22 protein-coding genes and 1 tRNA gene are annotated in these 25892 nt (G+C 69.3%); 17 read left to right on the forward strand and 6 right to left on the reverse strand.

Going from position 1 to position 25892, the window contains the following annotated elements; translation table 11 throughout:
- Positions 1-131: 131 nt before the first annotated feature.
- From guaB to CACI_RS05065, 10 genes are all read left to right on the forward strand, one after another.
- Positions 132-1628, forward strand: coding sequence for an IMP dehydrogenase (guaB, locus tag CACI_RS05015; RefSeq protein ID WP_012785234.1), 1497 nt, complete (start codon positions 132-134; stop codon positions 1626-1628).
- Between the two features lie 80 nt (positions 1629-1708).
- Entirely contained in the window at positions 1709-2818 is a 1110-nt protein-coding gene (locus CACI_RS05020) for a GuaB3 family IMP dehydrogenase-related protein (protein WP_012785235.1), read from the forward strand.
- Between the two features lie 87 nt (positions 2819-2905).
- Positions 2906-4615: a glycerol-3-phosphate dehydrogenase/oxidase gene (locus CACI_RS05025; RefSeq protein ID WP_041540060.1), complete on the forward strand. Its 1710-nt coding sequence runs from the start codon at positions 2906-2908 to the stop codon at positions 4613-4615.
- A gap of 88 nt (positions 4616-4703) precedes the next feature.
- Positions 4704-5192, forward strand: coding sequence for a glutathione peroxidase (locus CACI_RS05030; protein WP_012785237.1), 489 nt, complete (start codon positions 4704-4706; stop codon positions 5190-5192).
- Positions 5193-5236: 44 nt separating this feature from the next.
- A complete protein-coding gene (locus tag CACI_RS05035) occupies positions 5237-6211 on the forward strand; it encodes an oxidoreductase (protein ID WP_012785238.1) in 975 nt (324 codons plus the stop codon).
- Between the two features lie 147 nt (positions 6212-6358).
- Positions 6359-6877 (forward strand): hypothetical protein, encoded by a 519-nt coding sequence (locus CACI_RS49590; RefSeq protein WP_012785239.1) that lies wholly within the window; start codon positions 6359-6361, stop codon positions 6875-6877.
- Positions 6878-7031: 154 nt separating this feature from the next.
- Positions 7032-8684, forward strand: coding sequence for a succinic semialdehyde dehydrogenase (locus tag CACI_RS05050; RefSeq protein ID WP_012785240.1), 1653 nt, complete (start codon positions 7032-7034; stop codon positions 8682-8684).
- Positions 8685-8847: 163 nt separating this feature from the next.
- A complete protein-coding gene (locus tag CACI_RS45100) occupies positions 8848-9216 on the forward strand; it encodes a WXG100 family type VII secretion target (protein WP_012785241.1) in 369 nt (122 codons plus the stop codon).
- 14 nt (positions 9217-9230) lie between these two features.
- Positions 9231-9527, forward strand: coding sequence for a WXG100 family type VII secretion target (locus tag CACI_RS05060; protein WP_012785242.1), 297 nt, complete (start codon positions 9231-9233; stop codon positions 9525-9527).
- Positions 9528-9772: 245 nt separating this feature from the next.
- Positions 9773-10171, forward strand: coding sequence for a chorismate mutase (locus CACI_RS05065; protein ID WP_012785243.1), 399 nt, complete (start codon positions 9773-9775; stop codon positions 10169-10171).
- 276 nt (positions 10172-10447) lie between these two features.
- Here the strand turns inward: CACI_RS05065 and CACI_RS05070 are convergent, their stop codons facing one another.
- Positions 10448-10882, reverse strand: coding sequence for a DUF6918 family protein (locus CACI_RS05070; RefSeq protein ID WP_012785244.1), 435 nt, complete (start codon positions 10880-10882; stop codon positions 10448-10450).
- A 242-nt stretch (positions 10883-11124) separates the two neighbouring features.
- On the opposite strand from CACI_RS05070, the gene CACI_RS54075 reads away from it, so the two are divergent.
- From CACI_RS54075 to CACI_RS05080, 3 genes are all read left to right on the forward strand, one after another.
- Positions 11125-11589: a PaaI family thioesterase gene (locus CACI_RS54075; protein WP_012785245.1), complete on the forward strand. Its 465-nt coding sequence runs from the start codon at positions 11125-11127 to the stop codon at positions 11587-11589.
- A 73-nt stretch (positions 11590-11662) separates the two neighbouring features.
- Positions 11663-11734 (forward strand) — tRNA-Arg (locus CACI_RS05075).
- Positions 11735-12007: 273 nt separating this feature from the next.
- Positions 12008-12469 carry a DUF4429 domain-containing protein gene (locus CACI_RS05080; protein ID WP_012785246.1) on the forward strand — a complete coding sequence of 154 codons (462 nt, stop codon included), beginning with the start codon at positions 12008-12010 and terminating at the stop codon, positions 12467-12469.
- Positions 12470-13433: 964 nt separating this feature from the next.
- Here CACI_RS05080 and CACI_RS05085 read toward each other — a convergent pair.
- The 5 genes from CACI_RS05085 to CACI_RS51015 all read right to left on the reverse strand — a co-directional run bounded on the left by CACI_RS05085 (position 13434) and on the right by CACI_RS51015 (position 18715).
- Positions 13434-14960 carry a S41 family peptidase gene (locus CACI_RS05085; RefSeq protein WP_143765148.1) on the reverse strand — a complete coding sequence of 509 codons (1527 nt, stop codon included), beginning with the start codon at positions 14958-14960 and terminating at the stop codon, positions 13434-13436.
- A gap of 102 nt (positions 14961-15062) precedes the next feature.
- Complete coding sequence (locus tag CACI_RS05090; protein WP_012785248.1) at positions 15063-16304, reverse strand: ABC transporter permease; 1242 nt, start codon at positions 16302-16304, stop codon at positions 15063-15065.
- Positions 16301-17131: an ABC transporter ATP-binding protein gene (locus CACI_RS05095; RefSeq protein WP_012785249.1), complete on the reverse strand. Its 831-nt coding sequence runs from the start codon at positions 17129-17131 to the stop codon at positions 16301-16303. Before CACI_RS05095 ends, CACI_RS05090 begins: the two co-directional genes overlap by 4 nt.
- Entirely contained in the window at positions 17124-18356 is a 1233-nt protein-coding gene (locus CACI_RS51010; protein ID WP_012785250.1) for a peptidoglycan-binding domain-containing protein, read from the reverse strand. The genes CACI_RS05095 and CACI_RS51010 overlap by 8 nt, the downstream gene beginning before the upstream one ends.
- On the reverse strand, positions 18353-18715 hold the full coding sequence (locus CACI_RS51015; RefSeq protein ID WP_190276728.1) for a hypothetical protein: 363 nt from the start codon (positions 18713-18715) through the stop codon (positions 18353-18355). Before CACI_RS51015 ends, CACI_RS51010 begins: the two co-directional genes overlap by 4 nt.
- Between CACI_RS51015 and CACI_RS51020 the strand changes: the two genes are divergently transcribed.
- From CACI_RS51020 to CACI_RS05125, 4 genes are all read left to right on the forward strand, one after another.
- Positions 18714-18941 carry a hypothetical protein gene (locus CACI_RS51020; RefSeq protein WP_041540063.1) on the forward strand — a complete coding sequence of 76 codons (228 nt, stop codon included), beginning with the start codon at positions 18714-18716 and terminating at the stop codon, positions 18939-18941. The two genes, CACI_RS51015 and CACI_RS51020, sit on opposite strands and share 2 nt — an antisense overlap.
- Positions 18942-19047: 106 nt before the next feature.
- Positions 19048-19704, forward strand: coding sequence for a response regulator transcription factor (locus CACI_RS05115; protein WP_012785252.1), 657 nt, complete (start codon positions 19048-19050; stop codon positions 19702-19704).
- A gap of 146 nt (positions 19705-19850) precedes the next feature.
- Positions 19851-20912 carry a sensor histidine kinase gene (locus tag CACI_RS05120; protein ID WP_223297460.1) on the forward strand — a complete coding sequence of 354 codons (1062 nt, stop codon included), beginning with the start codon at positions 19851-19853 and terminating at the stop codon, positions 20910-20912.
- A gap of 136 nt (positions 20913-21048) precedes the next feature.
- Positions 21049-25842 carry a DUF5979 domain-containing protein gene (locus tag CACI_RS05125; RefSeq protein ID WP_012785254.1) on the forward strand — a complete coding sequence of 1598 codons (4794 nt, stop codon included), beginning with the start codon at positions 21049-21051 and terminating at the stop codon, positions 25840-25842.
- Positions 25843-25892 lie beyond the last annotated feature (50 nt).

The following is a 25892-nucleotide window of genomic DNA, read 5'->3' on the forward strand; positions in this document are numbered from 1 at the left end:
CGGGGGGTACGGCGCGCTGTGCCGGTGTGATTCCGAGCACGCCGGCGGTGATCATCCGTTGATCGGTTTGGTCGGGCCGGATTCCTGGGGGAAGATTGCATATCGGTCCCCCTTGACATTCGGATGGTGACATGTCTGACGCCGGCCTGCCCGCCAAGTTCGCGACTCTCGGCCTGACCTACGATGACGTCCTGCTGGTGCCGGCCTACTCCGAAGTGGTGCCCACCGAGCTGAGCACCGGGACCCGGCTGTCGCGCAACATCACCTTGAACGTGCCGCTGATCTCCGCGGCCATGGACACCGTCACCGAGGCGCGCATGGCGATCGCCATGGCCCGCCAGGGCGGCGTCGGCGTCCTGCACCGCAACCTGTCGATCGAGGCCCAGGCCGCGCAGGTGGACCTGGTCAAGCGCTCGGAGTCGGGCATGGTCACCCAGCCGGTGACCGTCGCGCCGGACGCCACGCTGGCGCAGGTGGACGCACTGTGTGCGAAGTACCGCATCTCCGGCCTGCCGGTGATCGCTCCGGACGGCACCCTGCTGGGCATCATCACCAACCGCGACCTGCGCTTCGAGGTGGACAAGTCGCGCCGGGTGGCCGACGTCATGACGCCGATGCCGCTGGTGACCGGGCCCGCCGGGATAAGCGGCGAGGACGCGATGAAGCTGCTGGCGCAGCACAAGATCGAGAAGCTCCCGCTGGTCACCGGCGATGGCAAGCTGTCCGGTCTGATCACCGTCAAGGACTTCGACAAGAGCGAGAAGTATCCGCTCGCCACCAAGGACGAGAACGGCCGCCTGCGCGTCGGCGCGGCGATCGGCTTCCTCGGCGACTCCTTCGAGCGCGCCCAGGCCCTGATGCACGCCGGCGTCGACTTCCTGGTCATCGACAGCGCGCACGGCCACTCCAAGGTCGAGCTGGACATGATCGCCAAGGTCAAGGCCGAGGCACCGCACATCGACGTGATCGCCGGCAACGTGGTCACCGGCGCCGGCGGCCGCGCGCTGATCGACGCCGGCGCGGACGCGATCAAGGTCGGCGTGGGCCCGGGCTCCATCTGCACCACCCGCGTGGTGGCCGGTGTCGGCATGCCCCAGGTGACCGCCGTCTACGAGGTCGCCGAGGCGGCCCGGGAGCACGGCGTCCCGGTGATCGCCGACGGCGGCCTGCAGTACTCCGGCGACATCGGCAAGGCGATCGCCGCCGGCGCCGACTCGGTGATGCTCGGCTCGCTGCTGGCCGGCTGCGAGGAGTCCCCCGGCGAGCTGCTGTTCATCAACGGCAAGCAGTTCAAGTCCTACCGCGGCATGGGCTCGCTCGCCGCGATGCAGTCCCGCGGCGAGAACAAGTCCTACTCCAAGGACCGCTACTTCCAGGGCGACGTGGAGTCCGACGAGAAGCTGATCGCCGAGGGCATCGAGGGTCAGGTCCCCTACCGCGGCCCGCTGGCCGCCGTGGTGCTGCAGCTGATCGGCGGCCTGCGCCAGTCCATGCTCTACTGCGGCGCGCACGCCATCCCGCAGCTGCAGGACGCGCAGCTGGTCCGGATCACCGCCGCGGGCCTGCGCGAGAGCCACCCGCACGACATCCAGATGACGGTCGAGGCGCCGAACTACTCCAAGCGCTGACCAGATAAAGCACCCGACGGCCCGACGCGATAGCGTCGGGCCGTAAGCACGCTCAGAGAAAAGAAGTCGAGGTATTCCAGGTGACCGAGGTCGAGATCGGCCGGGCCAAGCGTGGCCGCCGCGCCTACGGGTTCGACGATGTGGCGGTCGTGCCGTCGCGCCGCACCCGGGACCCCGAAGAGGTCTCCATCGCCTGGCAGATCGACGCCTACCGGTTCGACACGCCGTTCATGGCCGCCCCGATGGACAGCGTGGTGTCCCCGGCGACCGCGATCCAGATCGGCAAGCTCGGCGGTGTGGGCGTCCTGAACCTCGAGGGTCTGTGGACCCGCTACGAGAACCCTGAGCCGCTGCTGCAGGAGATCGCGGACCTGCCGGCCGGCGCCTCCACCAAGCGTCTGCAGGAGATCTACAGCGCACCGGTGCAGCCGGAGCTGATCTTCGCGCGAATCAAGGAGATCCGCGCCGCCGGGGTCACTGTGGCCGGCGCGCTGTCGCCGCAACTCACTGCGGAGTTCCACTCCGTCGCGGTCTCCGCGGGTCTGGACATGTTGGTTATCCGCGGGACCACAGTGTCCGCCGAGCACGTGTCGGCCAACGCCGAGCCGCTGAATCTCAAGCAGTTCATCTACGAGCTCGACATTCCCGTCGTGGTCGGCGGCTGCGCGACCTACCAGGCGGCGCTGCACCTGATGCGCGCCGGCGCTGCGGGCATCCTCGTGGGCTTCGGCGGCGGCTCGACCCAGACCACCCGCGACGTCCTGGGCATCGAGGTGCCGATGGCCTCCGCGGTCTCCGACGTCGCCGCCGCGCGCCGCGACTACCTGGACGAGTCCGGCGGCCGCTATGTGCACGTCGTCGCCGACGGCGCCATGGGCATCTCCGGCGACATCACCAAGGCGATCGCCTGCGGCGCGGACGCGGTGATGATCGGCTCGCCGCTGGCCCGGGCCGCCGAGGCGCCGGGGCGCGGCTTCCACTGGGGCGCCGAGGCGTACCACGCGTCCGTTCCGCGCGGGCACCGCACCGCGGTCGGCACTGTGGGGACGCTGGAGGAGATCCTGGTCGGTCCGTCCTCCTCTCCGGACGGCACCATGAACCTCGCCGGTGCGCTGCGCCGCGCGATGGGCACCTGCGGCTACACCGAGCTCAAGGGGTTCCAGCGGGTCGAGGTCACCATCGCGACCTGATCCGTCGGCGAACCCTGTGATCGGCTTCACGGGTGACGTACCGCATGTGATCGCGTGCGGCGTCCCTCATTAGGGCAGGCTTGTACCGTGCGTAGTTTGCGGTTGGGTCCGGTAGAGCGTGAGGCGGCGCTGTCCGCCATGGCTGAGCGCGAGCTCGACGTCGTGGTCGTGGGCGGCGGGGTCGTGGGAACCGGGACGGCGTTGGACGCCGCGACCCGGGGTTTGAGCGTGGGTCTGCTGGAGGCGCGGGACTGGGCGTCGGGGACGTCCTCCCGCTCCTCCAAACTCATCCACGGCGGTCTCCGCTATCTGGAGATGCTCGACTTCGGTTTGGTCCGCGAGGCGTTGAAGGAGCGCGGGCTGCTGTTGGAGCGGCTGGCTCCGCACCTGGTGCGTCCGGTGCCGTTCCTCTATCCCCTGACAGGTCGTGGCTGGGAACGCCTCTACGCGGGTTCCGGTGTGGCGCTGTACGACGGCATGGCCACGTCGTCGAGCCACGGCAGAGGTCTGCCTCTGCACCGGCAGCTGACGCGCCGCGCTGCGTTGCGTATCGCGCCCGCGCTTAAGCGTTCCTCGCTTGTGGGGGCGATCCAGTACTACGACGCGCAGGTGGACGACGCGCGGTACGTCACCTTCCTGGCGCGCACCGCGGCGAGCTACGGCGCGCATGTGGCGTCTCGGGCCCGCGTCACCGGCTTCCTGCGCGAGGGGGAGCGCGTCACCGGCGTTATCGCCAAGGACTTGGAGACCGGTAAGTCGATCGAGATCCGCGCCAAGCAGGTCGTGAACGCGACTGGCGTGTGGACCGACGAGACGCAGGCGTTGGTGGGGGAGCGCGGACGCTTCCATGTGCGCTCCTCTAAGGGAATCCACTTGGTGGTTCCCAAGGACCGTATTCACTCCTCGAGCGGAATCATCCTGCGCACGGAGAAGTCCGTGCTGTTCGTCATCCCGTGGGACCGGCACTGGATCATCGGGACCACCGACACCGACTGGACGCTCGACAAGGCGCACCCGGCGGCGTCGCAGACCGACATCCAGTACCTGCTGGACCACGTGAACGCGGTGCTGAACGTGCCGCTGTCGCGCGCGGACGTCGAGGGCGTATACGCCGGACTCCGTCCGCTGCTGGCCGGCGAGTCGGACGAGACCTCGCAGCTGTCGCGGGAGCACATCGTCGCGCACGTCGTCCCCGGCCTGGTCGTCGTCGCCGGCGGCAAGTACACGACCTACCGCGTGATGGCGCAGGACGCCGTGGACGCGGCCGTCCACGGTCTGGGAGGCGGAGTGCCCGCCTCGATCACCGAGAACGTGCCGCTGCTCGGCGCGGACGGTTTCCAGGCGGTGTGGAACAACCGCGGACGCATCGCCGCGCGCAGCGGACTGCACGTCGCGCGCGTGGAGCACCTGCTGCACCGCTACGGCTCGCTGATCGACGAGGTCCTGGACCTGATGACCGAGCAGCCGGAACTGGCCGAGCCGCTGCCCGGCGCCGAGGACTATCTGAAGGCGGAGGTCGTCTACGCGGCAGCGGCCGAGGGCGCGCTGCACCTGGACGACGTCCTGGCGCGCCGCCTGCGGGTCTCCATCGAGACCTTCGACCGCGGCGTCGGCGCCGCCGAGCCCACCGCGCGCCTCATCGCCCCGGTCCTGGGCTGGACCGAGGAGCAGATCGCGCGCGAGGTGGAGCACTACGTGGCGCGGGTCGCCGCGGAGCGGGAGTCCCAGGAGCAGCCCGACGACGCCACCGCGGACGCCGCGCGGCTCGGCGCGCCGGACATCGTGCCGGTGAAGTAGCCGCCTCACGCGGCCGCTCGCGCAGACCCGCGGCAGATCCGGGCGGCCGCGCGGGAATCCGTTCAAGCGCGCGTGCTTTGATACCGACATGAGCCTTTACGACATCCCGATCAACACCCTCGACGGCAAGCCGGCCTCGCTGAAGGACTACGAGGGCAAGACCGTCCTGCTCGTCAACGTCGCCTCGCGCTGCGGCCTCACGCCGCAGTACGAAGGTCTGGAGCGGCTGCACGAGCGGTTCGCGGACCGCGGCTTCACCGTCGTCGGCGTTCCGTGCAACCAGTTCGGCGGCCAGGAGCCGGGTACCTCCGAGGAGATCCAGGAGTTCTGCTCGGCGACCTACGGCGTGACCTTCCCGCTCACCGAGAAGATCGACGTCAACGGCGACGAGCGCCACGCCCTTTACACCGAGCTCACCAAGGCGACCGACGCCGAGGGCGGCAACGGCGACATCCAGTGGAACTTTGAAAAGTTCTTGATCGGCTCCGACGGAACGGTGCTCAAGCGCTTCCGTCCGCGCACCGAGCCCGAGGCCGCCGAAGTGGTCGAGGCCATCGAGGCGGCGCTCCCGGCTTAGTCACGGGTAGTGACACGCGCCGCTGATCACGCCAGGATGGCGCTATGCCGCAGTGGAGTCCGGAGGAAATGCCGGATCTGACGGGGCGAGTCGCCATGGTCACGGGGGCCAGCAGCGGAATCGGGTTCCACACAGCGTTGGAACTCGCGCGTCACGGAGCCCGGACCCTGCTCGCCGTCCGTGATCCGAGCAGGGGAGAGTACGCGCGCGAGCGGATCACCGCGGTGGTCCCCTCCGCGCGCGGCCTCGTCGAGATCGTCGCGGTCGACCTGGCCAGCCTGGAATCGATCGAGGACGCCGCCGCCGACCTGGCCGACCGCACGGCGGCGGTGGACATCCTGGTGAACAACGCAGGGGTGATGGTGCCCGACGGCCACACCACCTCCGACGGCTTCGAGCTCCAGTTCGGGACCAACCACCTGGGGCACTTCGCCCTCACCGGCCGGGTGCTCCCGCTGCTGCTGGCCGCGGAGTCCGCGCGGGTCGTCACGATTTCCAGCCTCACGCACCGCCGCGCCCGGCCGTTCTGGGACTTCGAACCGGCGACGGCGAACTCCAAGGAGTCCTATACCGAAGCCGAGTGGCACCGGCACCGGGTCTCCGCTTATGGCCGCTCCAAGCTCGCCAACCTGCTCTTCGCCAAGGAGTTGGACCGCAAAGCGAAGCAGGCGCGGTTCCCCCTTGCGAGCATCGCCGCGCACCCCGGCTATACGGCTACCGGGCTGTTCGCCAAGACCTCCTTCAGCCGGCGCAACCGTGTCGTGTCCGGACTGTCCCACATGGTTACTTGGGCTACCGGTCAGAGTGCGGCCACAGGTGCGTGGCCCTCCTTATACGCGGCTACTCATGTAGACCTCTTCGGCGGCGAGTACATCGGTCCGCGCGGACCCGGGGAGATGCGTGGCGCACCTACGCGGGCCGTCATGAGTGCGATCGCGCAGGACGAGACCGTGGCCGCCATCTTGTGGGATCAGTCCGTCGCCGCCACCGGAGTGGGGTACGAGGAGCTGTCCCGCTAAGCGTTCGGCTATGCGTTCCCGCTAGGGAGTCTCTAGCTGCGTCGCCGAACGTCCGCGAAGATCCGTGAAAAAGCGGGGAACCGGCGCGGGAGTCGCTGCGTCCAAATGCCAGTGACCCAGACAGTGTCGGCTAGGAGATGGAGCGAAATGAAGCCCCTGGTGAAGTCCGTGGCGACCACCGCCGTCGTGCTTGCGGCGCTGGCCGGGTGTGCCTCCCGCAGTTCTGAGAGCTCCAGCGCGCCGGGTGCCGGCGGCGGCAGCACCAGCTCGTCGTCGTCCGCGTCGTCCCCGTCCTCGTCCTCCTCCTCGAGCCCGAGCACGCCGCCGTCGAGCAGCGGCCAGACCGGCTCGTCCAGCCCGTCGAACCCCTCCGAGCCCGGCACCGTGAAGTACGTCGCGCTGCAGGGCCTGTCCCTGGAGAAGGACGGCATCACCCTGGCCACCGAGGTGAACTGGGGCGGGTGCAACGACCAGCCGCAGCTCGTGGTGAAGAGCCAGGACGCGAGCAAGGTCGTGGTCGAGCTGAAGACCGTCTCGCACGCCCGCGTCGGCGTCATGTGCCCCGACTTCTCCCGCAACGGCGAGGCCACCGTGAAGCTGGACGCCCCGCTGGGCTCCCGCCAGGTGGTCGACGGCGTCAAGAACGTGGCCATCAGCGTCAGCTGAGGTCACGCCCCCGAGCGTCGGGCCCCTTCCGCAGTGCCTGGGACACGGAAGGGGCCCGACGTGCGTCCCGGCGCATGAGACCCCGGTCATGTGGATCTCCACACGTTGCCATCGACGGCTGACACCGGCGGGTTTTTCTGGGAGGCTCATCGCCATGACCGCCGACACCATCGATCCGGGCAACGGCATATCCGAGGACGCCCAGGACGTTCCGGCCGGCGCCGGTCCCCAGGATGCGACCCGCCTCGACAGCATCCACACCCGACTGTCGGCCGACCTGGTCGAGCGGCTCATCGGGAAAGTGGCCATCCACGGCGCGGTGGGCGGTCGGACGCAGTCCTACAGTCCGCTCACCGGCGAGCTCATCGCCGACTTCCCCGCCAGCGCTCCCCAGGACGTCCGCGCCGCCTACGCCAAGGCCCGCGCCGCGCAGCTGGAGTGGGGCGCCACGAGCCTGGCGCACCGGACCGGCTTCGCCCGCCGCATGCACGACCTGCTGCTGGAGCGCTCCGACCAGCTGCTCGACCTGGTGCAGATCGAGACCGGCAAGGCTCGCAAGCACGCACTGGACGAGATCCTCTCTGCCGCCGCAGCTACTCGGCACTACGCGTACGCCTCGCGCGGCTACATCCGCAGCAAGCGCCGTCGCGGCGTCCTTCCGGTCCTGACGAAGGTCACCGAGAACCGCATCCCCAAGGGCGTCGTCGGCATCATCACGCCGTGGAACTATCCGCTGGCGCTCGCCGTCTCCGACGTCATACCGGCGCTCATCGCGGGCAACGCGGTAGTGCACAAGCCGGACACCCAGACCGCGCTCACAGGTCTGCGGCTGCGCGAACTGGCTGTTCAGGCCGGGCTGCCGGAGGACCTGTGGCAAGTGGTGGTCGGTGACGGACCGGTCGTCGGTCCCGCAGTCGTCGCAGACGCCGACTACGTCGCCTTCACCGGTTCCACTGCTACGGGTCGCACTGTCGCGCAGGCCGCTGCCTCCCGACTGATCGGCTGCTCGCTGGAACTCGGCGGCAAGAACGCCATGCTCGTGCTCGACGACGCGGACATAGAGAAGTCGGTGTCCGGTGCGGTGCGTGGCTGTTTCTCCTCCGCGGGACAGCTGTGCATATCTATAGAGCGCATATACGTGCACTACACCAAGTACGACGAGTTCCTGTCGCGGTTCCTTACCGAGGTGCGCGCTATGCGCCTGGGATCCGGGCTCGACTACTCCGCGGACATGGGTTCGCTGACGAACACCAAGCAGCTCGAGAACGTGACGCTGCATGTGGAAGACGCCAAGGCGAAGGGCGCGAAGGTGCTCTCCGGCGGGCGGCGCCGTGCGGAGATCGGTCCGCTGTTCTATGAGCCGACAGTGCTCGGAGACGTCAAGAACACCATGCGTGTCTACGGCGAGGAGACGTTCGGGCCGGTCGTGTCCGTGTACTCCTTCAAGAACGAGGGCGAAGCCATAGCGGACGCGAACAACACGCCGTATGGCCTGAACGCCTCCATGTGGACCCGCGACCACAAGCGCGCTCGCGAGATCGCCCGCCAGCTGCACGCCGGCACGGTGAACGTCAACGAGGCCTATGGCGCGGCCTGGGGCTCGGTCGCCTCGCCGATGGGCGGCATGGGCCAGTCCGGGCTCGGGCGCCGCCACGGCGCGGAGGGCATCCTGCGCTTCACCGAGGCCCAGACCGCGGCCCGCCAGCGCCTGCTGCCGATCGCTCCCTGGTTCGGGATGTCGGATCAGAAGTGGGGCGACCTGATGCTGCGCTCGCTGAAGCTTCTCAAGGTCCTGCGGATGAAGTAGGAGCGTGCGCACGCTCCCGCGTTCCGCAAAACGGGTGACGCCGCGACCGATCGGTTCCGATTGTCGGTGCCGGACGCTACGGTGGTGGTCCGACGTCACTCAAGGTCACCGACCGCTTCCTCTGTGGCGTCTCCGCATCGCACCAGAGGGGATGGTGATCCGCATGACGGAACCCGCCTCGTCCGCCTTCGTCCCCGCGCCCGGCGGCGCGGCGTCCACCGGGCCGGCGCAGTTCGGCGCCACCTTGGACGTCATGGCGCAGGCCGCCGCGCACGTCGGCACGGTCAACGAGGAGATCGCCACCCTGCTGGCCACGCTGCTGGCCCAGCTGGAGCCGATCGCCTCGACCTGGAAGGGCGCCGCCTCCGGCGCGTTCCAGAATCTGCACCAGCGCTGGAACGCCGACGCCCGCAAGCTCAACGGCGCGCTCGGCGGCATCGCCGAGTCCCTGTCCGGCACCCACCGCCGCTACACGGCGGCCGAGGAGTCGAACACCACCGCCGTCAACCGCGTCGCCGGCCTGATCGGCTGAGGGAGGGGAGAGCGATGAGCTACGGAGGCGAACTCCTCGTCCACGCCGAGACGCTGTCCTCGGCGTCGCAGAACGTGGCGGCGGCCCACAACGAGCTGAACAGCAAGCTGCACGACCTGCGCACCCTGCTCCAGCCGCTGACGCAGACCTGGAGCGGCCAGGCGGCCGCGGACTACCAGGCCCGGCAGCGGCAGTGGGACCAGGCGCAGGCCGACCTGAACGAGGTGCTGCAGCAGATCGGGAAGGTGCTCGAGGTCGCCCAGCAGCAGTACGGCGACGCCGAGCGGGCGAACATCGACGTGTGGGGCTGAGCGCGGCTACAGGTCCGGATCACGAGACCGACTGGACCACGCCGCGGACGCCATGGCACGATGACGGCATGCTCGCGAACCGCCGATTTTTCTATGGCTACGGACCAGGGTCCCTAGCCATCGTCGGCTGCTGAGCACACCAAGCCAACGAGCGCCTCGGACCCCTTCCGGTTCGGGGCGCTCGCCTTTTGTGGCGAGTGCGGTCGGACCGCTCGGAGCCCGGGCCCAGCCCGAGGAGCCCCGCCATGACCGCCAGCGCCACCGCCGACCCGACGTCCGCCGATTCCTCGCACCCCGTCGCGCCGGAGCCGGCATCCCCCGCTGCCCCCGCCGCCCCCGCGCCGACCAGCTCAGATGCCCCGACCATGCCAGCTGCCTCGTCCCCGGAAACCGGCCAGCCCACCCCCGCCGGCGTACATAGCGGCCGCTCCCAGATCGACGACCTGGACGCCCGCATCCTGGCCCTGATCACCGAGCGCATCAGCACCGCCGCCGACATCCAGACCGCCCGCATCGCCGACGGCGGCCGCCGCCTGGACCTCAAGCGCGAGACCGAGATCATCGCCCGCTACCGCGGTGCGCTGGGCCGCCCCGGCGTGACCGTCGCGATGGCCGTCCTGGAGCTGTGCCGAGGCCGCGTGTAGAGAGGGCCGCGAAGCGCGGGCCGAGTGCCGGACGGTGAACAAGACCCTGGCCCGTAACCGCCGGGTCCCCGGCTCGTTGAACCGCTCGAATCACCGGTGCGGATCGCAGAGCCCGGTCGGCGCCCCACGCTCATGCGCCCGATCGGTGCCGGCGATGTGGGACACCTCGCCGGTGCCAGTGGTCCAACCGCAGGGGACAGCGGGCCGGCCACCAGGGAAAAGCGGCGGCTGCCCCGGGGACGCCCGGGACAGCCGCCGCGGCACCGCCGAGGCGAATCAGACGGTGTACTTCTCCACGATCTTGCCCAGTTTCGGCAGCGCCTTCTCGATGTTGTCGACACCCTTCGGGCGCACCTGCTCGTAGGCCTTGCGCAGCGTGGCGCGGTCGGACTGAGCCGCCCGGTCGTCCGTCACCCCCAGCAGCGCGTTCGACACCTCCGGCCCCCTCCCGGCCAGATAGTCGCCGAACGAACCGCCGCCGGCAGCCACGAAGTCCTCGTGGAACGGCTCCAGCCGCACGACGAAGTCGTCGACCAGCGTGTCCACGGCATCCGGGATGATGTCCGACTTGAACGCGGTGACGACCTTGTAGGCGCCCTTCACCATCAGCCCCGAGTCCTTGACCTGCTCATCCACGAGCTGCGCGCAGTCCTTCACGACCTGCGGGCGGTTGGTCGGATTGAGGAGGCTCTCCTGCAGAGTCTGTCCCATTGTGTATGTCCTCGAACGCGGTAGAGGGACGACCGCAACGGACCGGACGCACGGCCCGGGGCCCGACGTACGGCCGAGTAGTGAGCGCTTAGGTTACCGTAACCCGACCGGCCCCCAAGACGCCTTCCACCACCCCGCCCTCAGACAACTGAGAACACCCCCAACTCCCCGCCCCCACCCAAACGCCCAGTAGAGCACCCCCACCACAAACCCCACCCAAGCCCCCACCACTCCCCTATCGTGTGAACGTGACCACCCCCCAACCCCCAGCACCCCTAACCCAGGCCCAAGCCACCGAAATCCTCGCCCAAAACTTCGCCCCCTGGATCCAATCCCTCAACCTCACCGTCGAGGAAACAACCCCCACCACCACAACCCTCCGCCTCCCCTGGCACCCAACCCTCGCCCGCCAAGGCGGCACCCTCTGCGGCCAAGCCCTCATGGCAGCAGCAGACACAGCAACAGTCATCGCCATCAGCGCAGCCCGAGGCACCTACTGCCCCATGACCACCGTCCAGCAAAACACCACATTCCAACGCCCAATCCACCAATCGGACGTCCTCATCACAGCCCACATCACCAAACTAGGCCGCACCCTAGCCTTCACCGACATCACCATGACCCCAGCCCCCGACCCAACCCACCCCCAAACCCCACCACCCCCACCAGCAGCCCAAGCAACAACCATCTACGCCCTCCTAACCTGACCCCACCCCCGCCACCCCACCAAAACAGTGGCGCACCCCCCACCGAGGACCTGATATCGTTTCTACGTCCCGAGCCCCCGTAGCTCAGGGGATAGAGCACCGCCCTCCGGAGGCGGGTGCGTAGGTTCGAATCCTACCGGGGGCACCCTGTCTGACCAGGCCGCAGCCGCTATGAGCTGCGGCTTTCTGTTTTCCGCTATCGAGCGCGTGTGCGAGCGTGTGTCGCAGAGAGCGGCCCTGTGTCGGTGTTCGTGGCCTATCTGTGGCCTGGAAATCGGGCTCTCTGCCCAGGCCGGATCGGTGACTCCGAACCGTTTGGGTCGCTCGCCCCGTGGCTGATCCGCCGGCTGCGGGTGGGGGGAACAGTGCCGATCAGGGTTCAGGTGCGGCGGACTAGGAAGGGGCGCACGATGGAATCATGATCGAGACAAAGGGGCATAACGGGCAGGTACAGTTCGACGGCGAGTTCGTCACAATCGCCCGAAAGGGCTTTCTCGCGCGCAGTAGCGTAGGCAAGGGTGTCAAGCGAATCCACCTATCGCAGATCGCTGCGGTTCAGTGGAAGCCCGCCGGATTCGCGGTGAACGGGTTCATTCGTTTCACTGTGCCAGGTGGAATCGAAACCCGTGCGCGATTCGGCTCGCGGACTACTTCCGCGGCGAAGGACGAGAACTCGGTGATCTTCACTCAGAAGCAGCAGCCTGCGTTCGCAGAGCTTCGTGACGCTGTCGAGAGCGCGATCGCAGCTAGGGGCCAAGTCGCGGCGCCGACGTCTGCGGGGATGGTTGCCGATGAGCTGGCGAAACTTCAGGGCTTACTTGACCAGGGCGTCCTGAGCCCGGAGGAGTTCAGCCAGCAGAAGGCACGCCTGCTGGGATAAGACCTAGCGGCTTGGTCGCGCCCTGTATGGCGTGAGTGCAAAAGCCCCCAACCGAAGTCGGGGGCTATGCGCCAAGATATTTCAGAAGAGCTTCATACGCTCGGATTGTTGCCAAGCGCGGTTTCGATCGCCTTGTTCGCGGCTTTGTCCTGATCGTCGAGGACCCACGAGTATGTGGACATCATGATTTCGACGCTGTGCCCGGCTGTAGGTGGGGATCAAGATCCCTTCGCTGTGCCTGGCCGCTTCGAGATCGGCGTTGGATCGCGTGTGCTTAGCGGACTGGGCGAGGTGTCGGCGTGTCGGAGGTGGTAGGGGTCTGCGGCGATGAGGGAGTCGACAGGATCGGGTGTCCTCGCGAATGGTCGAGTGTCTCGCTACACACGCGAGTACGTTGACGCAGCGATCCGGGCGCCGAAGACGCGACCGCCGCTGTTCTTTCCCGTGAGTTCGCGGATGTGTTCCTTCAGCATGGCTCTCAGGAGGACTTCAGCCAGCCGACGCCCTGCATTCGGGCCAGGATCGGGTGGATGGTGCCGGACGGCAGCCCGGTCTCCGCGCCGATCTGCAGTCCGTATATTTCCTGCGCCGGGTTTTCCGACAGGGCTCCCAGCGCCGCCAGGGTGGGCTGGGTTATCTGGGCTTCGGATCATCAGGGTTCTTACGTTCCACGCTGTTCTCTGCCTAAGGCCCAGGTGGAGAAAAAGGGTACTGCGATGATCCTTCGGCGGCGTGGTGGACGGGCCGTCTGGTGGCCGCCGCATGGCGTGATGAGGACCTGCGTCGTGGGCAGAGACGACCGGACGGTCGTGGCTTCGGCACTGCTGGATAGCCCGGACCGGCGGGTTCTGCTTCGACCTGGGGGCGGGCTGGACGTGAGCGTCGAGTTCCGCCCCCAGGCGTCTGGCGGTGCCGGCCGGGAGTAGTGGGGATTACGGGCTTCGGGCTACGGCCCTGGAAGGGGCTACGACCCTAGGAGCGTGCGGGCCTTGTCGAGGCCGGGGTCGATGGCCTTGGAGATGTCCTGGGCGGTGTAGGGGATCTGGTAGTCGACGGGGACGCCGATGGTGTCGACGAGTTCTCCGTTTGCCCAGATGCGGTGCTGGGTGGGCATTACCAGGATGGTGTTGTTGGTGAGGGCGAAGCCTCGCTGGGTGCCGGATACTACGCCTGCGGTGCGTTGGCCGATTACTTTGCCTAGGTTGAGGAACTTTATGTCGGCGGTGAAGTCTTCGCATGCTGAGGCGCAGGTGGCGTCGGTGATGAGGGTTATTGGCAGGTTCAGGAGTGGGATGGCGTCGTCGGTGTGGTTGTCCGTGCAGTTGTTGTGGATGTCGCAGTTCTTGCTCAGTAGCTTGTTGTGGACGAGGGAGCTGATTAGTTGGGTGACTGGCTCGTCGCGGCCGCCGCCGTTGCCGCGTACGTTGAAGATGACTCCGTGGAGCTGGGTGGTTTGGCGCAGGTTGGCGATTCCGGCTAGGGCTTCGTCGCCTGCGGTGGGTGTGAATGCGGGGATTGTGACCTCTGCGATGCCGCCTGGCAGCAGTGTGACGCTGACGGTCGGGATCAGCGGGGTGGTGACGCCGACGGCGTGGAGCTCGACCGTCGAGGTCTTGCCGGTGGCTGGGCGCTGGACGGTCAGGCGCACCGTGTCCGTGGCGCTTCCTGCGGTCAGCGGTGTGAGGACGCCGCCGTTGATCAGGCCGTTGCTGACGGTTGGCAGGTCGTTGACGCCGATGATGATGTCGCCCGGCTTCAGGCCGGCCTTGTCGGCGGGCTCTCCTGGCCGCACCTTCAAGATGTACAGCGGCGGCGCTGCGTCGGTGATACTCGCGGTCATCCGGCCCGACGGGACCGGCACGAAACCGTAGGTGTAGACGGTGGTGGCGCCCGGGTCCGGGATCGACCCGTCGTCCCAGTGGGCGTGGTCGTCGCCCAGGGCTGAGAGCATCCCGGCCACCGCGGCGGACGCCACGGCTTGCTGCGCCGCGGTGTTGCCCGGCAACCCGGCGATCACTTGCTGGTAGGCCTTGGCGAAGGACGCCCAGTCCTGGTCGCGGTGGCCGGTCAGGTTCGCGATGCTCGCCGTCGGCTGGTCGAGGTCGCGGCGCATCAGTTCCTGGGTGATCGACTGGAAGGCGTCTCGGAGCATCACCCGGGTGTCCGTCTCCGAGCCGGCGTAGGCGTTGTCGAGGATGCAGTTGTACGCCTGGTGCAGCGTTGCGAGCGTGGCCGGCGTCGCCGGCGGCAGCCCTCCCGGCTGGACGTCCTCTGGCTGCTCGATGCACGCGCCGGCCTTGGCGGCGGCCGTGATGCTGCTCGTGCTGTGCGCGTCGCCGGCGTAGGCCGCGACCCCGGATGCGGCGAGCAGGCACGAGACGGTCGCGGCCACGCCCCACGTGGTGACCCGTCGCCGTCGGAGGGCTCCGGCGGCGAGCTTGCCGCGGTGTGGACGGTAACTGGTCGGGGCGAGCGGTTCTGCGGTGTTCACCACAGCGGTTCCTTTCGGTGACGGTTCACGGCGATCCGTGAACCAGGGGGAGAGCGCATGGCCCTTTTCCAGACGGGCCTGCGCCGAAGAGGGAAGTGCGGATCAGGGGACTGACAGGGCCTCGGTCGGCGACATGCGCGCCGCCCGCCAGGCCGGATACAGCCCCGCGAAGCCGCCGATGACGACGGTCGCGGCGACGCCTCCGGTGCTCACCCAGGCCGGGACGACCGAGGGCCAGCCTTTGAACGACGCGTAGCCGGCGGTGACCGCGATGCCGACCGCGACGCCGCCGACCCCGCCTAGAGCCGACAGCAGGAGCGATTCGGCGAGGAACTGCGACCGGATCTGGCCGCGCGTGGCACCCAGCGACCGCCGGAGTCCGATCTCGGCGCGTCGTTCGAGCACTGAGATGACCATGGTGTTGGCGACGCCGATCCCGCCGACGAGCAGCGCGACCGCGCCGAGGCCGAGCAGCAGCCCGCTGACGGCGCTGTTCGCCGCCTGCTTCGCCGCCAGAGCGTCGGACGGCCGGGAGACCTTCACCTCGTCCGGGTGCTCCGGGTTGGCGGTCGCGCCGAGTATCGCCTGGACGCTCGCCACGGAATCGTCGCGGGTGCGGGTGTAGACGGTGGTCGGGTGGCCGTCGAACCCGAGGGCTGATGCGGCCTGCGGCCAGCCGACCATGGCGGCGGTGTCCAGCTCCGGCGCCAGGGGAACCGGGTTCAGGATGCCGACGACGGTGTAGGAGGAGCCGCCGAGCCAGACTTGAGTGCCGGGGGAGGCGGCGCCGACGCCGAGCAGTCGCGCCGCCGCAGCGCCCAGGACGACCGCCGGGTACTTCGAGGTCGCCGCGCTGAGCCAGGTTCCGGACGCGACCGTGGCGCCCACGGTCGGAAGCAGGTCGGTGCGTGCGGCCTCGACGGTGATAGCGCCGGTCTGTCCAGACGGGATCAGGCTGCTTCGATAGACGTTCGCGGTGACGGTGCCGATCGCCGAGACCGAGGTGACCGGGCCGATCCGGGCGATCATTCCGATGGACTCGGTCGGCAGGTGGGTCGTCCCGCCGAACAGCGTCTGGCCTGGTGCCACCCGCAGCAGGTTGGTGCCGATCGCTGCCAGTCGCCGGTTGAGGTCTGCCTGGCCGGACGTAGAGATCCCGACGACGGCGATCATCGCCGATATCCCGATTCCGATGCCGAGGGCCGACAGGAAGGCTCGGACCGGCCGCGTGCGCAGACCGCCGGCGCCGACCCGCGCGATGTCGCCGACCCCGAGTCGGGACGGCTTCGGGCGCTTGCGGTCGGCCGTGGCCGCGGACTCGCCAGGTGCTTCGCCGCGCTTCACGACGCCACCTCAGCTGAAGGGGCTGAAAGGGATGAAGGGGCTGAAGGGGATGTCGGCTGGGACGCGGAGGGGGAGGCCGAGGCGGAAGCGAAGGCAGCGGCGCAGGCGGCGGCCGAATCAGCCACGACCTCGCCATCCCGAATCTCCACGCGCCGCGGCAAACCGGCGGCGATGTCTCGATCGTGGGTGATGAGCACGATCGTCGTGCCGGCCGCGTTGAGACTGCGGAGCAAGGCCATGACGGCGTGGCCGGACGCCGAATCGAGGTTGCCGGTCGGCTCGTCGGCCAGCAGCACCGCCGGGTCGCCGACGACCGCCCGCGCGATCGCCACCCGCTGGCGCTCGCCGCCGGAAAGTTCGTGCGGCCGGTGGTCGAGCCGGTGGGCCATGCCGACGCGGTGCAGCGCGGCCGAGGCCCGCTGCCGACGTTCGGCAGGGCGGACGCCCGCGTAGAGCAGGCCGTCCGCGACCGCTTCGACAGCCGACAGGCCGGATGTGAGGTGGAACTGCTGGAAGACGAAACCGATCGTCGCGCCGCGCAGCGCCGACAGCTCACGGTCCGACAGGTCGGCGATGTCCCAGCCGTCCACGCGCACCGTCCCGGACGACGGACGGTCGAGGGTGCCGAGGATGTGCAGCAGCGTCGACTTGCCGGATCCGGAAGGCCCGACGACTCCGACGAACTCGCCGCGCCGCACCACAAGCGACACTCCTCGCAGAGCGCTGACTCCGCCCGGATAGGACTTGGTGACGTCGTCGAGGGCGATCACGACGTGATCGGAGCCGCCTGCTTCGCGACGCCCGAGCGCGGTCGGTGCGCTACTCATCGGGCACCCCCACGATGGTCCCCTCGCTGATTCCGTCCCCGGAGATCTCGACGTCACCGCCGGCGAACATCCCGGTCTTCACGGCGACGTACTTCGTGGTCGTCCCCTCGACGACCTGGACGCCGTATCCGCCCTCGGCCAGGGCGACGAGCGCCGAGACCGGCACGACGAGGACGTCGGCCGCCCGCCCGGACTGGATGTCGACGTCGACCGGCGCCTCGTCCAGCGATGCGCCGGCGTTCTGGTCGGTCAGCGTGACCGAGACCTCGATCGTCGCCGAGCCGGATCCGCCGGATCCGCTGCCGCTGCTACCACCGCCACCGCCAGCGCCGGAAACGCCTCCGCCCCCGCTTCCGCCGGTTGAGGGCACGGTCGCGACCTTGCCCACGCCGGTGACCGTCCCAGCCGTCGTCGAACCGTCTGGCAGCGTCACCGTGACCTTGTCGCCTGCCTTGACAAGCCCTTCTTTGGCGACGGCGAGTGCGACGGTGACGAGCTTGGTGGTACCGGTGTCATCGAGCACCTGCCCACCTGCTGCCGACCCGAGACTGGTATGCAACGCCGCGATCCGGATAGGGCCTGAGGTCACCGCGGCCTGCGCGGGATCGACGTTGCCGGTCTGGTCGAGTCCGACTGCGGCCTGCCACTTCTTGACCGCTGCGGCGGTGTCGGCCGTGTACGACGTGCCGGGGGTGAAGCCGGTGTATCCGAGCGCTGCGAGATCAGTCTCGAACTCCTTCACGTCGGCGCCGGTTGTGCCGACGGTCAGGGGTCGGAAGATCGGCAACACGCCGTAGAGCAGCGTCACCGGCTTGTCGTTCACGCGGTAGACGGGCTTGCCCTCAGTGATCGTGTCGCCCGCCGCCGGAAGCCAGGTGACGATGCCACCCGCCGCGTTTCCCGAAGCGCTGAGTGTGGTTGACGCCCCGTATCCCAGAGTTCCGGACACGCTCTCGGTCTGCGTCAGCGTCTCGCGCCTCACCTGCGTCGTCGCGGGAGGCAGACCGTTGTGGGACGCAGCCCCGGACGACCCGCTGCTGCCGCCGACGCCCGTCGCGGCCACGCCGCCCGCCGCCGCCACGGTTACCGCTCCGGCGCCCATCAGTGCTTTGATGTACCGGCGTCGGCGCATCCGCCCCGGCCAAGTCTGCTCGGTCTTGGCCATCGCGCCGGTCCACTCTGGCACCTCAGTCACGGCACGCTCGTGCTCGACGTCGGCGCTCACGGGTTGCCCGCGCCCTGGCCCGCATGCACCTGGCCGCCCTGCACCATGCCGTTGGGCAGCAGGGACTGGCAGGCGGTTTGCGCGGCCTTGAACTTCGGGTCGGTCGGGTCGATGCCGGAGCCCTGCTGGATCATCGAAGAGCCGTTCGCGGAGGGGTCCGGCATGGCGACCCCGTGGTCTCGCATGCACTTCGCGAACTTCAGCATCTGCGCGGTGACCGCCGGGTCCTGCGCCGGCGGCTGGCCTCCGTTGGGGAGGTACTGTGTGCAGGCCGTCATCGCCTTCTTGAACACCGGTGAGTCGGGGTTCACGCCGCTTCCCTGCGCGATGAGGGTCTGGGAGTCCTTCGGATCCGGCATGTCGACGCCGTTCGCGCGCATGCATTTCCCGAAGGCCGCCGTGCTGCCTGCCGTGCTGCCAGCCGTGGTGGCCGCTGCTTTGGCCGGGGCGGCGTTCGCTGTGGCCACGGCCGGTTTGGCGGATGCCGAGCAGCCTGCGGTCATCGCGGCCGCTAAGGCGACCGGGATGAGAAACGTGCTGATTCGCATGGTCTTCTCCGTTGAAAGGCAGGAATTCGGGTACTGATTCGCAGCGCCGCTGCGGCAGAGGCCATTCGATCCGCCGGGCTGTCACCGGGCCGTCTCCAAGGACGATGACGCGGTGGTGACAAGGCCTCTGGGACCATGACCGAATGCGCATCCTGGTGGTGGAGGACGAGCCCTTGTTCGCGGATTCCGTGGCCGAGTGGCTGCGGGAAGCGGCGCACGCGGTCGATGTGGCGTACGACGGCGGCAGCGCGCTGGAACGGGCCGCGGTCAACGAGTACGACGTCGTGGTCCTGGACCGAGACCTGCCGGTCGTGCACGGCGACGAGGTGTGCCGGACGTTGGTGGCCGCCGCGTCCGGCGCGCGCATCCTGATGCTCACCGCCGCCGCGGACATCGACGACCGTGTCGCCGGGCTGATGCTCGGTGCGGACGACTACCTGGCCAAGCCCTTCGCGCTGCGCGAACTGGGTGCGCGGGTGGTGGCGCTGGGAAGGCGGTCGCGGCCTGCTGTGCCGCCGATCCTGACCCGTGCCGGGATACGCCTGGATCCGCACCGCCGCGAGGTCTACCGCGACGGCCGGTACGTGCCGTTGTCCCGCAAGGAGTTCGCCGTCCTGACCGAACTCCTTCGCGCCGAGGGAGCGCCGGTGTCCGCGGAGACGCTGCTGGAGAAGGCGTGGGACGAGAACATGGATCCCTTCACCCACACCGTCCGAATGACGATCCTCAAGCTGCGCCGCAAACTCGGCGAGCCGCCGGTCCTGCTGACGGACGCGGGCGTCGGGTACCGCATCGCATGAGCCTTACGTCGTCGGCGCGATCCTCAGGACACAGGCTCGCGAATCCGGGAAGAGTCTCGAAGCTGTCCATCCGGGCCCTACTGGCTCTCGTCCAGGGCGCGCTCGCGGTGCTCGCCTGCGTGCTTCTCCTAGCGATCACCTATGTCTTGTTCGATCGGCAACTGCCGTCGAACCCGGTGCTCAAGGCAGACGTCACCATCGCCGTTCAGGATCCGGTGCCTCGGCCGGATCCCTCACTGGGCCGCCAGGCGGGATCGTTCCTGTCGAAGGACGCGGTGCTCGATCAGCTGCTCGTCCAAGGCGGGCTCGCCCTGGGCGCGGTCGCCGTCGCCGCCACCGGCCTGGCCTGGCTCACGGCCGGACGCATGCTGCGTCCCCTCCACCGGATCACCGCCACGGCCGGCCGGATCGCGGGCGCTCCCGCCGCCGACCGCGGACTGCACGAACGCATCGCCCTGAACGGCCCGGCCGACGAGGTCAAGGAACTCGCCGACACCTTCGATCTCATGCTGTCCCGCCTCGACCAGTCCTTCGACAGCCAGCGGCGGTTCATCGGCAACGCCTCGCACGAACTGCGTACTCCGCTCGGCCTCAACCAGGCGCTGATCGAACTCGCTCTTCAACGCACTGATACGACGCCTGAGATGCGCCGCCTCGGGGAGACGCTCCTCGAGGTCAACTCCCGCCACGAGCGGCTCATCGACGGCCTGCTGGTGCTCGCCAGATCGGAGGGCGAGCCGGGGCAGGGCTCCTTCGTGGACCTCGCGGACATCGCCGAGCACGTCGTGGAGCAGACTCCCGCAGGTGACGTCGAAGTCACGTGCGCGGTCGAGGAGGCACCCGCGATCGGGAATCCGGTCCTGCTGGAGCGACTCGTCCAGAACCTCGTCGAGAACGGCATCCGGTACAACATCCGGCACCGCGGCTGGGTCCGCGTCACCACCGGCACCGCAGCGGACGGATCAACCCGGCTCCAGGTGAGCAACACCGGCCCGATCGTTCCCCGGCACGAGATCCCGACCCTGTTCGAGCCCTTCCGCCGCCTCGGCGGCGAACGGCCGTCCGGAAGGTCTCACGGCACATCAGGCGCGGGTCTGGGCCTGTCGATCGTCCGCGCCGTCTCCCGCGCGCACGGCGGCGACGTCCAAGCCGAGCCTCGGGACGGCGGAGGTCTGATCGTCACGGTGACTCTGCCGCGAGCGGAGTAGAAACGGCGGTCGCTCGGCAGCGCACCCGCCGGAGCTGCGGCTAGGCCGTTCGAGTGGCTCTGCGGCGTGCCTTCGTCTGGTTGGACGTCTCGTGACCTAACAATTTGGGCATTCGACTCGAACGGGGATGGATGCCATGCGTGGTGGATGGAGAGCACGGCTGGCTGTTGCGGCCGCGGCGTTGGGCGTGGTCGCGGCGGTGGTGGTGCCGGCGGCGCATGGTGCGGACAAGACGGCGTCGCTGTCGTTGTCCAAGCAGGTGTTCGAGCCGGGGACGACCACGCCGGTGACCGCGCCGTTGGAGCCCGGGCAGACGTTCGACTATTCGGTCACCGCGTCGTGTTCGGGGCTGACCGAGGGCTGCGTCAACGCCAAGACCGTCGATGTGATTCCGGCCGGGGTGACCATCGAGGTTCCGCCGTCCCAGCCGCCGCTGTACACCGTCGCGTACGACGCCGGTACCAGGACCCTGACGGTCACCTACACCAGTGCGCTGCCTTCGCCGCCGAACCCGGCTGACTCGGTCGGGCTTCCGGCCGGTGCCGTGCGCGACATCACGATCCGCGGGTCCGTCGACGCCGCGGACAAGGACGGCCAGAAGGTCGTCAACACCGCGACGGTCACCGCGGACAACGCCGATCCGGCTGACGGCTCGACGACCATCACGGTGCACATCCCGCCGGTGCTGAAGCCGGTGGCGACCAAGGTCGTCGACCCGACCTCGGTCGTGGCGCAGTCCGGCGCCGGCGCGACGGTCACCCTCGGGGTGCAGAACCAGTCCACCGGCACTGCCGAGGTGATGTCGCTGACCGTCGGCGACCGCACTCAGCAGACCTGGGACGACTGGGACCTGACCGGTGTGGGTCCGGTGACGCAGTTCCCGGCGGGCGCGAACCAGGTCGCGGTCGCGGTCTGCACCCTTCCCACCCCGTGCACGGCCGCCCAGATGGTCACCGGGCCGCCGCAGCCCGGTCCGGCGCTGAGCCTGCCGTCGGGCGTGGACCCGGCCACCGTCACCGGCGTCGACTTCGTCTTCACCAACTCCTCCGGCACCCCGCTGGTGAACGGCGGCTCGGCGGGCAGCGTGCAGCTGCAACTGAAGCTGCGCGACACGGTGCGCTCCACCGGGCAGCCGCTGAACCCGACCACGACGCTGACCCGCAGCAACTGCGCCACGCCCTCGGCCCAGGACATGGACCACCACACCGCCACCGGTGCGGACGCCTGCGCGCAGTACTCGATCCTGTCGGCGATCCCGACGGTCGGCGGGTCCAAGGAGTTCTTCGCCGACGCCGCCGGTACCTACAGCCCGAACGGCTATGCCGTCGCCGGGCAGAAGTCCGGCGTGACCGCGCTGGTGAAGGTGCAGAACACCTCCCAGTTCCCGGTGACCTCGATGACGCTGACCGAGCCCTCGAGCACGTCGCCCTCGGCCCTGTCGGGGATCGACGCGACCAACGCCCGCCTGGTCTTCCCGCAAGGGGCGACCTCGGCCAGCGGTGAGTTTGTGTGCGGAGACGGGTCCACCAAGCCGTTCACCGTGTCCCCGCCGCCCACGACCGTGGACATCAGCTCCTCGGGCTGCCCCGCCGACCAACCGCCGACCAAGGTGACCGTCACCTTCACCGGCTCGATGCCTCCGGGCGCGAATGCGACGCTCGGTATCCACGGCACGCTGCGCGACAGCGTCACCGGTGGCACGGTCCTGACCAACTGCGCCGACGGCTCCGTCAGCGGCGGACCCGGCGGTACCGCGACCGGCAGCGCCTGCGCGGAGCTGACCGTGGAGGACCCGCACACCACGATCAACGGCTCGAAGAACACCTCCGCCCCCGACACCGGCGGGCAGCTCGTCCCCGGCCAGCCGTACACCTACATCGCGCAGGCCACGAACAACGGCAACCTGCCGCAGACCCAGTTCACCATCACCGACCCGGTCGACCCCGCCGCCACCGGCGCCGACAACCCCTTCACCTACCTGCGGCTGACGTCGGCGACGATCACCACGCAGCCGGGGAGTCTGGCCTCTGACTTCGTGCTCGAGGTCTACCAGGGCGGAGCGTGGAAGCCTTATGACGCCTCGGATTCGGCGCTGCTCTCCACCGCCACCGGTGTCCGGGCCCGCCTGGTCTCCGGTGCGGTGCAGCCGACCAACACCGTGACCCTGAGCGTCACCACCACCCCGCGTGACGGCGTGCCGGCGGGCACCACCATCACCAACTGCATGATCGCCGACGGCACCTCGGTGGACGGCACCGGGACCTCCGGCAACATCTGCTCGGGCACGCAGACCGTGACCGCGCCGGCAGCGGCCGGGCAGATCGCCAAGGACATCGTCCCCGGCACGCTGCCGCGCTCGCTGCCGGGCGTGCCGCCGAAGACCGCGCAGGTGAAGATCCGCGCGGCGAACATCGGCAACCTCCCGATGGACCGGATCGTCGTCACCGACCCGGACCAGGCACAGAAGGACCCGACCGCGTTCTTCGACAGCGTGGACCTGGTGAGTCTGGACGGCGTCAGCTTCCCGCCGGGCGCGGACCGGGTCCAGGTGGATGCCTGCACCAGCTTCGCGGACTGCGCCGCCGGGACCTATGTGGCCGGCACGCCGGGCACGGCGCCCGCGCTGCCGTCCGGGGTGGCGCCGGAATCGGTGACCGGGCTGCGGTTCACCTTCACCAACTCCACCGCGACCGCCGGGAAGTACCTGCTGATCCCCGGCACCAACTACCCGACGAGCGGGCCCTGCCCCAACGGCACGGTCTGCTTCACCGTGGCGCCGCGTGTGACGCTGCGTTCCAACCCGGCGCAAGAGATCCCCGACACCGTCGTGGACATTGCCGCCGCTGCGGGCAGCGATGTTCTCAGCGGCGGGAACCTGGCGCCGTTCGGCAACGCCCCGGCGCAGCTGGTGGTCACGCCGGGCACGATCGAGCTGGGGACGCAGAAGTCCGCGGCGCCGACCTCGGTCGCTCCCGGCACCCCGATCCTGTACAGCTTGAAGACAACCAATACCGGGACCGGCGCGGTACCGGCGCTGTTGGTGACCGAGCCGATCCCGGCGGGCCTGGTCTTCGACCCGACCTTCGCCGGCGACGACGGCGAGCCGTACACGATGACCGCGACCGTGCCGCCGGGGACCCCGCCGATGCCCACGCCGGTCTTCACCGCGACCGCCGATCCGGCCACGCACGCCGTGACCTCGCTGACGTGGCAGTTCCCCGCCGACTTCCAGTTCCTGCCCGGATCGGTGGTCACGCTGTCTTTCCAGGCGACGCTCGCCGCCGGCACGCCCGCCAACACGGTCGTGGACAACACGTTCGGGGCGGGCACGTCCGACACCGCCAGTCGCAGCAAGCTGACATGCCAGGGCGGCGCGACCCCCGACCCGGCGCTCGGCTGCACTGCCACCGCGCAGGTGACCACCCGCTCCGGCAACGCGTTGGACTCGCAGAAGTGGGTGCACGGCGACGACGCGCTCGGGTTCGTCAACGTCCGCACCAACAAGTCGGTTCCGGTCGGTGACGCCGACTGCCCGCTGCTGACCGTCGCAGGGAACTCATACACTCGCTACCCCTGCGTGGCGCGCATCTTGGCTGGGCAGCGCTTCGACTTCGTGCTCGCCTTCACCAACGTCGGCACGACGGACGCCACGCAGACACGCGTCGTGGACGACCTGCCGAAGCTGGGGGACAAGGGCGTGATCGTCCCCGGCGGCCGGGGCACCCAATGGGCGCCGCGTCCGACGTTGGCTGCCGCACCGAGCCTGGCTGCCGGCAAGCCCGGCACGCTGACCTCCGCCTACGCGCCGAGTTCTCCCGGCTGCACCTTGGACCTAGCACCGGCGCCTTCGGCGTGCCCGGCCGGGGCGTGGAACACACCGTTCGACGCGAACGCCGAATCGCTGCGGGAGTACATCGGATTCTCTCCGGCGCTGCCGCCGGGCGGCTCGACGCTGCTGCACGTCCCGATGACAGCTCCGGCCGATCTCACCGGTCCGGGGGAGAACCCGGTGGCGTGGAACTCCTTCGGCCACACCGATTTCTTCACCACCGGCGAGACCACCACGCAGCTGCCCGCGGTCGAGCCGATCAAGGTCGGGATCGCCATGCCCTTCGGCGACCTGGCCATCACCAAATCGGTCCAAGGGGCACTGCCGCCCGGATCGAAGGTCGGGCCGTTCACCGTCGACTACGACTGCGTCGTCCACACCGCCGACGGCGCGACGGTGACGGTCGCCTCCGGCAGCGGCAAGATCGCCGACGGGCAGACCCTCAGTCGCAGGCACATCCCGGCCGGAGCGGTGTGCACGGTCACCGAGACCGACGCCGCGGGCGGGCGGACGAGCCCGGTCGCGCCGGTGACCATCCCGGCCGGCGACGGCGTCACACCCACCTCGACCAGCGTGACCGTGACGAACACCTTCGCGGCACCGCGGCTGATCGTGGTCAAGCATGTGACCGGATCGGGCGCGCCGGCCGGCGCGACGTTCACCGTGGATGTGAACTGCCTCCTCGACGGCAAGCCGGTGTCCGGGTATCCGCGAACCCTGACACTGACCGCCGATCAGCCGATCGTGCTCACGGACGTCCCGGTCGGCGCGACCTGCACCGCGCGCGAGACCGACGCCCAAGGCGCGGCCAGAACCACGATCGCCTACTCCGACGGCTCGGACGCGGTGATCCGGGTCGACAAGGACGCGACGATCACGGTGACGAACAAGTTCGTTCCGCCGCCCACGCCGCCGACTCCTCCGACCCCTCCGACGCCGCCCACCCCGGCTCCGGCGCCGCATCACCACCCGAAGCACCACCTGCCGGCCACCGGCGCCGACGTGGTGCTGCCCGCCGCCGTCGCCATCGCGCTCGCCCTCGCCGGCGCGGTCCTGCTGATGGCTGCGCGTGATCGACGTCGGGGACGGCGCGGCGCGTAGGACTGCTTGTGCTTGGTGCGGCCCGGTCGTCCTTGGGGCGACCGGGCCGC

The organism is Catenulispora acidiphila DSM 44928 (assembly GCF_000024025.1).
Taxonomy (GTDB): domain Bacteria; phylum Actinomycetota; class Actinomycetes; order Streptomycetales; family Catenulisporaceae; genus Catenulispora; species Catenulispora acidiphila.